The organism is Bacteroidia bacterium, from assembly GCA_025056095.1.
In the GTDB taxonomy this organism is placed as follows: Bacteria; Bacteroidota; Bacteroidia; order JANWVE01; family JANWVE01; genus JANWVE01.
Genome location: JANWVW010000109.1, coordinates 1 through 9,426, shown reverse-complemented (window position 1 = coordinate 9,426; position 9,426 = coordinate 1). Strand labels below are relative to the sequence as shown.

Genomic DNA, 9,426 nt, shown 5'->3' with positions numbered 1-9,426 from the left:
TAAAGAGATAAAAAAGCCCTGCAAGTGATTGCAGGGCTTTTTTGCGTGAGGCATGCGGAGGGCGTGCGTTAGCACGGTGCGTAGCGAAGCGAAGCACCGAAGCGAAAGCGTAGCCCGTAGCACGCCGACCTTGTGGGCATGAGCGGAGCGAAACGCCCACAAGGGCACGCCCAAAAAAATAACTTGAAAACTTATTTTTTACTATCCGATTTATTTTTTTCTTTTTCACTATTGACCTTGATAGTATCCTTAATCAAAGTTTCAGGCTTTTCAGGTTCAGGCTTAAAAAAGTTAGGATTAGCTTTTATCATCTGTACATACTGTTGATACTCTGGGTCGCCTGTTTTTTGATAGAGATATTCTGCAATTTCAATGGCTTTATTTGTATTTCCTGCTTGTCCATACGTTCCTATCATGTAAGCCAAAATACTTTTATGCCTTTTGTATTCGCTGCTTTCGGGTTCGTATTTATCCAATGCTCTTTTACAAATGGCTTCTGCTTCTTTACGTAACTTTTCTGCTTTGAGCTTATCATCGCACTTTTCATAAATATCTGCGTTAGAGAGCATAGCAAAAGCATCCATAGGCACACAATTTGAGGGCATGAGAGAAAGCGACTTTTCTAGTACGGCTTTGGCTTCATTTTTATTGCCTTTTTCTATATACGCACTAGCTAAACGGTAAAAGACATTACGATAATTAGAAACCATGTGCTGTGCTTGTTCATCAAAATAGAGCTTGGGATTATTTAGTCCCCTGTAACGGAATTTTTTGTCCAAAATAGATTGAGTTCTTTGAATATCCACTCTACCGCTATTATCATTATTGCGAATAGGTACAAAACGATAGCACATGCCTTCTACTTGAAAATAGGGCTGCATAGAAGTGAGCAAGCCTTCAATAGGTACAGTCATGGATACATAAATAGGTCTTTTCCAACCTTGTTTAGCGTTGTTTTCTATGATATTGAGCAGCATGATATCATCTTTGACTAAATGACCTACTCCATTTTTCTCATTTCGGGGAGTTACTGTCCATTTGAATACGTCAGGGATTTGAGTATCTGGAATGTCGCTGCTCACTTGTTTTCGGATGTTTTGTTTGTCTACGGGTAGTTCTAGGGTAGTAGTTCTGTAAGTCATGTAAGCCATTTTTTCGCCGATGTACTCTTCGTCAGGAATGGTAATGGGCAAGGGTTCAGACTTTCCATTTTTGAGGTGTTTGAGTTGCCATGCATACCAATCTGTGCGCAACAAGCTCAAATTAACTACTCGGACATCGGTTCGTACGCCTTCTACTTCTTGTAAATACCAAAGGGGAAAAGTATCATTATCGCCATTAGTTATTAGTATTGCGTTTTCATCACAGCTTTCTAAGATATTTCTTGCTGAATCGGGGCAAAAGTACCTACCACTACGGTCGTGGTCATCCCAATTTTGTGCAATCATCAAAACAGGGACTGCTAACGTACATACAGCTACGGTAATTCCCGCTAAGAGAGTATCTTTAAGTTTTGTTACACCTTTTAGCCATTCAAACAGACCTACTACACCTATTCCTATCCATATACAAAATGCATAGAAAGAACCCACATAAGAGTAATCCCTTTCACGAGGTTGGTAGGGCGTTTGGTTGAGGTAAATAACTATTGCTATACCTGTCATGAAAAATAAAGTACCTATTACTGCTGTGTCTTTTTTGTTAACTGTATAGTGGTAAAATAAGCCGATTAAACCAACTAAAAAAGGTAAGAGATAATAGTGGTTGCTGGCTTTATTGTTAGGTTCTGACACTCGCCTAAATATTCCATCTTCCCACCTTGCGTCTTGTTCATCAGAGGCTCGCCCTGCGAAGTTCCACATAAAATATCGCCAGTACATGTGTATAATTTGGTAGTCAATGAAAAAACTTAAATTAGAGTTGTATTGTTTGTAGAGTTGAATATGTTGCGGCTGCTCACTATGCATGCGAGGAAAAGCTACGGGATATAACCATTTTTTTATGGGCTTTACATCTAAACCTGTGTAACGATTATTTTTCTTATCCACGAAGTAAATAGAGTCGCCTTCCTCATAAGTTGCTGCTAAGTCTTCTTCACCATTTCCATGGCTATTATATGAACCTCCTCTAAATAGAGGTCTATCGCCGTATTGCTCTCTTTTGAGATAAGAGATAAAACGCGGTAAATCTTCGGGGTTATTTTCATCTATGTTAGGGTTAGCATTTGAGCGGATTAAAATAGTCATGTAAGATAAATAGCCTATTAAAATCAGGGCTAAACTCAATAGTCCTAAGTTGAGCAAATGATAGTTTTTTTGATGTGCATAACGCAATCCGAATATAATTCCTGCGGCAATTAAAAGCATTAAAAATATTGCTCCTGAATTAAAGGGTAAGCCTATTCCATTGACGAAAGCTATGTCAAATTTTAGAGCTAGGGAAGGGATGCCTGGGATAATTGCATACTGCACAAAAAGTAAAATTCCCATACTGATAGCAAAAGCTAAAATTGCTCCGCTCCAAGAGAATTTGTACCGCTTGAAATAATAGACCATTCCCAAAGCAGGAATGGTAAGTAGGTTTAATAAATGTACTCCGATAGATAAACCTATTGTGTAAGCAATCATTAAAATCCACTTATCCGCATATTTATCTTGTTGGCTAACGGCTTCTTCCCATTTGAGTATCATCCAAAATACAATAGCTGTAGCCAATGAGCTCATGGCATATACTTCTGCTTCCACTGCACTGAACCAAAAAGAATCAGAAAAGGCATTTGCTAATGCACCTACGGCACCTGCCCCAATAATAACAATGATTTGAGATAGAGTGTATTGATTTTGTTGCTGTGGTTTTACAATTTTACGTACCAACAAAGTAATAGTCCAAAATAAAAATACGTTAGTTAGGGCTGAAGATACAGCACTAGAGAAATTTATCCAAAAAGCTACTTTTTCAGGATTATTCAAAGCTAAAAATGAAAAGATTCTTCCTATCAGTAGAAATAGGGGTGCACCAGGTGGGTGAGGTACTTCTAATTTGTATGATACAGCAATAAATTCCCCACAATCCCAAAAACTAGCGGAGGGTTCTAAGGTAAGTACATACACAATGAGGGAGATAAGCCCTACTGTCCAGCCCGCTATGTTATTTATTTTACGAAAAGCTTGCATGCGAACCGCAAAAATACAGTAAAAAGTATTTTATCAAAACTAAAATTGTTTTTGCCGTCTAGGAAGTTACTTACCTATTTCACGGATCGGACTTTATTTATGTGTATGTCATCTTGCATACTGTCAAAATGTAACACTTTAAGTTGTTTTTTTAAGATGTAAAAAAGGGTTGTTGAAATGGCATTTGTATTGCAGGTACGGATTTCGTAATTTTGTTGAGTTTATTTTGCAACTAAAAGTAGGGCAAAATAGTAAAAAGTTTAGAGAGGAGAAACGAATTATGAAAAATACACTTTGGAGATCCAAGTTTTTAACCATTGTAGCTGCAAGTGCTTTGGGAGTACTTATTGGTGCAGCTATTGTAGCCGCAGTATTTAGAGAGCATATATTTGCTTCCAAGTATGCAGATATAGAGCGGTATTACCAATCTCAAAACCGAAAAAATTTTGAGTGGGCAGATTACAAGAAAATTCTTGACCAACAGCAAACTGCTTTTATTGAAGCTTCAAAAAACACAACGCCTTGTGTAGTTCATATCAAAACTAAAAGTGCCACTACTCGTAATTCTATTCATGATTTTTTCAATCCTTTTTTTGGGATTCCTAACCAACCTCACTATCAATCGGGTTCAGGTTCAGGCGTAATTATTAGCGAAAATGGCTATATTATTACCAACAACCATGTAGTAGGTGATGCTACTGAAATTAAAGTCATTCTTAACGACAAGCGTGAATTTGATGGCGAAATTGTAGGTACAGATCCTAACACTGACATAGCTGTGATAAAAATTGATGCTCGCAATTTGCCCTACATTAAATATGGTGATTCCGATAAACTGCAAGTAGGTGAGTGGGTACTTGCCGTAGGTAATCCTTTTAATCTTACCTCTACTGTTACAGCGGGAATTGTATCTGCAAAAGCTAGAAACATCAACATTATAGATAGAGATGACAAAAGCCGTTTTCCTATTGAAGCGTTTATCCAAACTGATGCAGCAGTAAACCCTGGTAACTCAGGTGGTGCTTTGGTAAATCTAAATAGTGAGCTGGTAGGTATCAATACAGCCATTGCTACAAACACAGGTGCATATCAAGGTTATTCTTTTGCTGTACCTATAAACTTAGCTCGCAAAGTTGCAGAAGATATTATCAACTATGGTGCTGTCCAAAGAGCATTACTTGGAGTAAATATCCAAGATGTGGATGGAAAATTAGCCAAAGAAAAGGGACTGTCTGTTAGCCAAGGCGTATATGTAATTAGCTTGGCTGAAAATGGAGCAGCAAAAAGTGCAGGAGTTATGGAAGGGGATGTAATTGTGAGTATAGACAATGTGAAAGTTAATTCCACAGCTGAACTTCAGGAGCAAGTTGGGCGCAGAAGACCTGGTGATAAAGTTAAACTCAAAATTATAAGAGGTGAAAAAGAAATGACAATAGATGTAGTACTGCGTAACAAAGATGGCAATACTAGCTTAATCAAAGAAGAAAAACTAGATGTCAATTCTATTCGCAGCAAGTTAGGTGCCTCATTCAGACCTATTAGCGATAACCTTAAAGCTAGATTTGATATAGAAAACGGATTAGAAGTCTATAACGTAGAAAATCAAGGTAAATTAGCCCAAGAGGGTATTAGCAACGGGTTTATTATTATTTCGGTAGATGAAAGACCTGTCAGAACAGTTGAGGATTTGGTAGATGCCTTCAATAGGAAAAAGACAGGTGCAGTGTTATTGACACTTATTACTCCTTTTGGTAAGAAAATATATCGGGCTATCCCTGCCAATTAAGCTTTTTAGAAAGTTTGTCAACAGTGAAGCCTAAAACAGCTTCACTGTTTTATTTTTTTGAATTTGGTAAAAAAATATACCTTTGCAATATGTTCAATACTTTGTTATACGAAATACAAAACGGCGTTTGTACTATAACTTTCAACCGCCCTGAAGTCTATAATGCTTTTAATGATGAAATTAGCTACGAATTTCAAGATGCGCTTAAAAAAGCAGAGCAAGATGAAAATGTAAGAGTACTTGTAATTACAGGCGCAGGTAAAGCTTTTTGTTCAGGGCAAGATTTGAAGGCTATAGCTGGGCAGAACCGCAATCTTGCAGAGTCGCTTCAAAAACGGTACAATCCAATCATTCGCCGTATGCGGAATATGCCCAAACCAATTATATGCCGCTTAAATGGGGTAGCCGCAGGTGCAGGGTGTTCTATGGCATTAGCTTGTGATATTATTGTAGCTGCCGAAGAAGCAAGTTTAATTGAAGTTTTTATCAATGTAGGATTAGTTTTGGATTCAGGTTCCTCTTACTTTTTACCACGTTTAGTAGGCAGTGCTAGAGCTTTTGAATTAGCGACTTTAGCCGAAAGAGTTACTGCAAAACAGGCTTATGAATGGGGCATGATTAACAAAGTAGTACCTATGGCAGAGTTAGACAATGCAGTTAAGTACTACACAGATAGATATGCTGCCGCGCCCACTAAGGCAATTGCTCTTATTAAACGTATGCTCAATAAATCCTTCCATTCTGACTTAGAAACCATGTTAGAATATGAGGTATATTGCCAAGAAATAGCAGGTAATACCGAAGATTACAAAGAAGGCGTACAAGCTTTTAACGAAAAGAGAAAACCTGTTTTCAAAGGTAGATAAGCAATTTGAACCCTAAGCAGGGTCTACGTTGATAACAATTCGAGTTTTTTTATGCTCTTCCTGTTCATAAAAAGTCCTAATGCTGCTTAAAATAACCTGCTTAGCAGCCGAAGCAGACTTGTGTCGGTCAATTTTTATAAGAATGTTCATGTGATATTCATTTTTGACGCGGGGGATAAGTGCAAATTCAGGTCCAAGTAAATAATCTCCAAAAGTAGGTTTGAGCATTTGAGCTAAGTATTGGGCATGTTTAATCAATTTTTCTTTGTCTTTGTGCCTAAGCTCTAAAAATATCAAGCGCGAAAAAGGCGGATAAAAAGATTTCTTTCGGTTTTCTAATTCTGCTTCATAAAATTCCTTATTTTGATGCTGAATAAGCATAGTAAGCACAGGATGCTTAGGATTGAGAGTTTGCAGAATAACTTTTCCTGTTTGATTTCCACGCCCTGCTCTACCACTAACTTGGGTAAGCATTTGAAAAGCTCGTTCAGATGCCCTAAAATCTGGATAGCGAAGCATTTGATCTGCATCAATAACGCCTACTACTCCCACAGTTTCAAAATCTAAACCTTTGGATACCATTTGCGTACCAATTAAAATGTCTGTTTTTTGTTGTTCAAAGTCTGTAATAATTTTAATGTAATTGTTTTTGCCACGAGTAGTATCTAAGTCCATACGAGCAATACGAGCTTCAGGAAATAGAATTTGAATATCTTGTTCTATACGTTCCGTGCCTATACCTATTTGTCGCCAGTCTGTACTATCACAATTTGGACAATGTAAAGGGATAAATTCTTGATAGCCACAGTAATGGCATTTGAGTTTGCGTTCATTTTTGTGTACTGTGAGGGAAATATCACAATACTGACACATATTAACGTATCCACAAGCTATACATTCCATTACAGGAGCGTAGCCCCTGCGGTTCTGAAATAAAATAACTTGTTGCTTTTGTTGAAGGCACTCTTCTATTGCGTTTAGTAAAGTATCCGAATAAAAATTAGCTACTTTTTGCTGTTCAGGTGTATATTTTTCAAGATTACGCTCTTTACGTTCTTTTTTCATATCTACGAGTATAATTTCGGGCATACCGTGTTCGGATATTCTCACATTCATATCTACTTTTTTATATCGCTCTTGAATAGCATTGTAATAACTCTCCATAGAAGGTGTAGCCGAACCAAAAATTAACTTCGCTCCGTGCAATTGAGCTAAAATATGCGCTACATCTCTAGCATGATAGCGAGGATTAGGTTCTTGCTGCTTAAAGGTACTTTCATGCTCTTCATCTACGATAATCAAACCTAAATTTTGAAAAGGCAAAAATATACCTGAACGTACAGCAATAACAAGTTTAAATTGCCCTTGTTTAACTTTATTCCATATTTCTATGCGTTCATTGTCCGAAAATCGAGAGTGGTACACTCCTACTTGTGATTCCCCAAAGTTTGCCATTAGCCGCTGTATAATTTGCTTAGTTAGAGCAATTTCGGGCAAAAGGAATAGAACCTGCTTGCCCATAGCAATAAACTTTTTGATAGTTTCAATATACACTTGAGTTTTTCCACTTCCCGTAACGCCATGCAGCAAAATAGGTCGGCTATTGGGCTTAGCAAATTCAGTGTCAATTTCGTAGAGCGCGTTAATTTGAGAAGGCTTCAAGTTAAAGTTAGGTAGTTCTACTTTGCCTAATTGCTGCAAATTTCTATCTTGCCTAACTTCTTTAATTACTACCAATCCTTTATCTACCAAACTTTTCAGTGCAGCAAGGTTAGATTTAGAAAGTTCTAAAGCTTGTTTTTGAGTAAGTGGAATTTTTCGCAGCTGATGCTGCACAATAACCATAAATAAATCGCTTTGTTTAGGTGCATTTTTAAGACTGTCAAAAATTGCTAAACCTTGTTTATTCAGGTCAATATTCGGGGCTACTTCTACCATTGGAACGGTTTTAGCCTTGTAATTCTCCTCAATAATGGTATAAACTATAATAATTTCTCGCTCACGAAGATACTTTATTCTTCCTTGTACGTTTTTGATATCTACCTTTTTAGGAATTTCTGCATATTCTACGGGGGCGTTCTCAATAATGTAGTTCAAAAGTTTTAGGTCTTTTTCATCTAATCCTGCTACATCTCCATCAAAAAAGGGATGAACTTGTACCATGAGCTTAGATTTAAGCTTAAAATTTGCAGGTAGAGCTGCTTGAAATACCTCTCCTAATGTGCAGCAATAGTATTGAGCAATAAATTCAAAAAGCTTGATTTGTTTCTCATCAATTAAGATTTCTTCATCTAATACTTCCTTGATAGGTTTAACGGCGAACTTAGGGGCTTCGTCAGTATAGCGAGTTTTGTATATAAGTCCTGTTAAAGTTCTGTTTTTACCAAATGGAGCAAGTACCCTTTTGCCTACGGCTACATGTTCTTTCCACTCTTCGGGAATAAGATATGTAAAACTATCTTGCAAATGTGTGGGCAGAATAACCTCAGCCAAGTGGTACATATTTGCAAATATAATTATAAAATTAGTTTTTTGCACAAAAGCAAAGTTTAAGCATAATTTTTTTGCGCTACGCAAAATTTATCTCCATAGAAAATGTATATTTGTATGTATGAGAACAGAAATTCAGCAGTATTTTGAACAGTTGCAAGAAGCAATATGCAGCGCTTTGGAAGCAGCAGATGAAAAAGGTAGGTTTCACGAAGATATATGGACACATCACAGTGGGGGTGGAGGGCGTACGCGCGTGCTTATGCACGGCAATGTAATAGAAAAAGGTGGTGTAAATTTTTCAGCTACCTGGGGCAAGCTTACTGAAAATATGGCTAAACGCATGAACGTCCCCGCTGTTGGCTATTTTGCCACAGGTATTTCTATTGTTATACATGGCTTTAATCCGTTTGTACCTACTATTCACATGAATGTAAGGTATTTTGAGTTGGAAAATGGCAAGTACTGGTTTGGCGGTGGAATTGACCTTACTCCCATGTATGTCATTTTAGAAGATGGTATTCGTTTTCATACAGGCTTAAAGGCAGTATGTGATAGCCATGACTCCGACTATTATCCTAAGTTCAAGCAGTGGGCAGATGAGTATTTTTATTTACCTCATCGTAGGGAGATGCGTGGTATTGGCGGGATATTTTTTGACTACATGGTAGAGGATGAAAAACATTCCAAAAGGGACATTTTTGCATTTGTGCAGTCAGTAGGTAATTTCTTTGCACCTTTTTACACTCAAATTATGGCTATGCGCAGGGATACACCGTTTACGCAGCAGCATAAAGATTTTCAGTTGTGGCGCAGAGGGCGTTATGTAGAGTTCAATCTCATTTATGACCGAGGTACTTTATTTGGTTTAGAGCATCAAGGCAGGTCAGAGTCTATTTTGATGAGTTTACCGTATGAAGTTCGTTGGTTGTACAATTATCAACCTGAACCAAACAGTCAGGAAGCTTTCACGTTGGAGTATCTTCAACCTAAAGATTGGATTGGATTGAGTCAAGTTAAGGTATAACTTTTTTTTTGGGCGTGCCCTTGCCCACACTTCGCTTGCGCTTGTGTGGGCAAGGTCGGCGTGCTTCGGGCTACGCTCACGCTT

Annotated in this window: 5 protein-coding genes; 3 read left to right on the top strand and 2 right to left on the bottom strand. The window is 37.7% G+C overall.

Features of this window, described 5'->3' with window-relative positions; all coding sequences use genetic code 11:
- Positions 1 to 191: 191 nt before the first annotated feature.
- On the bottom strand, positions 192 to 3,173 hold the full coding sequence (locus NZ519_08825; GenBank protein ID MCS7028856.1) for a DUF2723 domain-containing protein: 2,982 nt from the start codon (positions 3,171 to 3,173) through the stop codon (positions 192 to 194).
- A gap of 226 nt (positions 3,174 to 3,399) precedes the next feature.
- Between NZ519_08825 and NZ519_08820 the strand changes: the two genes are divergently transcribed.
- Both NZ519_08820 and NZ519_08815 read left to right on the top strand, forming a co-directional pair.
- A complete protein-coding gene (locus NZ519_08820; GenBank protein ID MCS7028855.1) occupies positions 3,400 to 4,959 on the top strand; it encodes a Do family serine endopeptidase in 1,560 nt (519 codons plus the stop codon).
- Between the two features lie 89 nt (positions 4,960 to 5,048).
- Positions 5,049 to 5,825, top strand: a complete 777-nt coding sequence (locus NZ519_08815; GenBank protein MCS7028854.1) for an enoyl-CoA hydratase-related protein — start codon at positions 5,049 to 5,051, stop codon at positions 5,823 to 5,825.
- Positions 5,826 to 5,837: 12 nt separating this feature from the next.
- Here NZ519_08815 and priA read toward each other — a convergent pair whose 3' ends face one another.
- On the bottom strand, positions 5,838 to 8,327 hold the full coding sequence (gene priA / locus NZ519_08810) for a primosomal protein N' (GenBank protein MCS7028853.1): 2,490 nt from the start codon (positions 8,325 to 8,327) through the stop codon (positions 5,838 to 5,840).
- A gap of 109 nt (positions 8,328 to 8,436) precedes the next feature.
- Here priA and hemF point away from each other — a divergent pair, with 109 nt between their 5' ends.
- Positions 8,437 to 9,342 (top strand): oxygen-dependent coproporphyrinogen oxidase, encoded by a 906-nt coding sequence (gene hemF / locus NZ519_08805; GenBank protein ID MCS7028852.1) that lies wholly within the window; start codon positions 8,437 to 8,439, stop codon positions 9,340 to 9,342.
- Positions 9,343 to 9,426 lie beyond the last annotated feature (84 nt).

What these genes read in the sequence shown, in the direction of transcription:
- NZ519_08815 (MCS7028854.1), top strand. Translation starts at nt 5,049, where the DNA reads ATGTTCAATACTTTGTTATACGAAATACAAAACGGCGTTTGTACTATA.
- hemF (MCS7028852.1), top strand. Translation starts at nt 8,437, where the DNA reads ATGAGAACAGAAATTCAGCAGTATTTTGAACAGTTGCAAGAAGCAATA.
- NZ519_08825 (MCS7028856.1), bottom strand. Translation starts at nt 3,173, where the DNA reads ATGCAAGCTTTTCGTAAAATAAATAACATAGCGGGCTGGACAGTAGGG.
- priA (MCS7028853.1), bottom strand. Translation starts at nt 8,327, where the DNA reads ATGTACCACTTGGCTGAGGTTATTCTGCCCACACATTTGCAAGATAGT.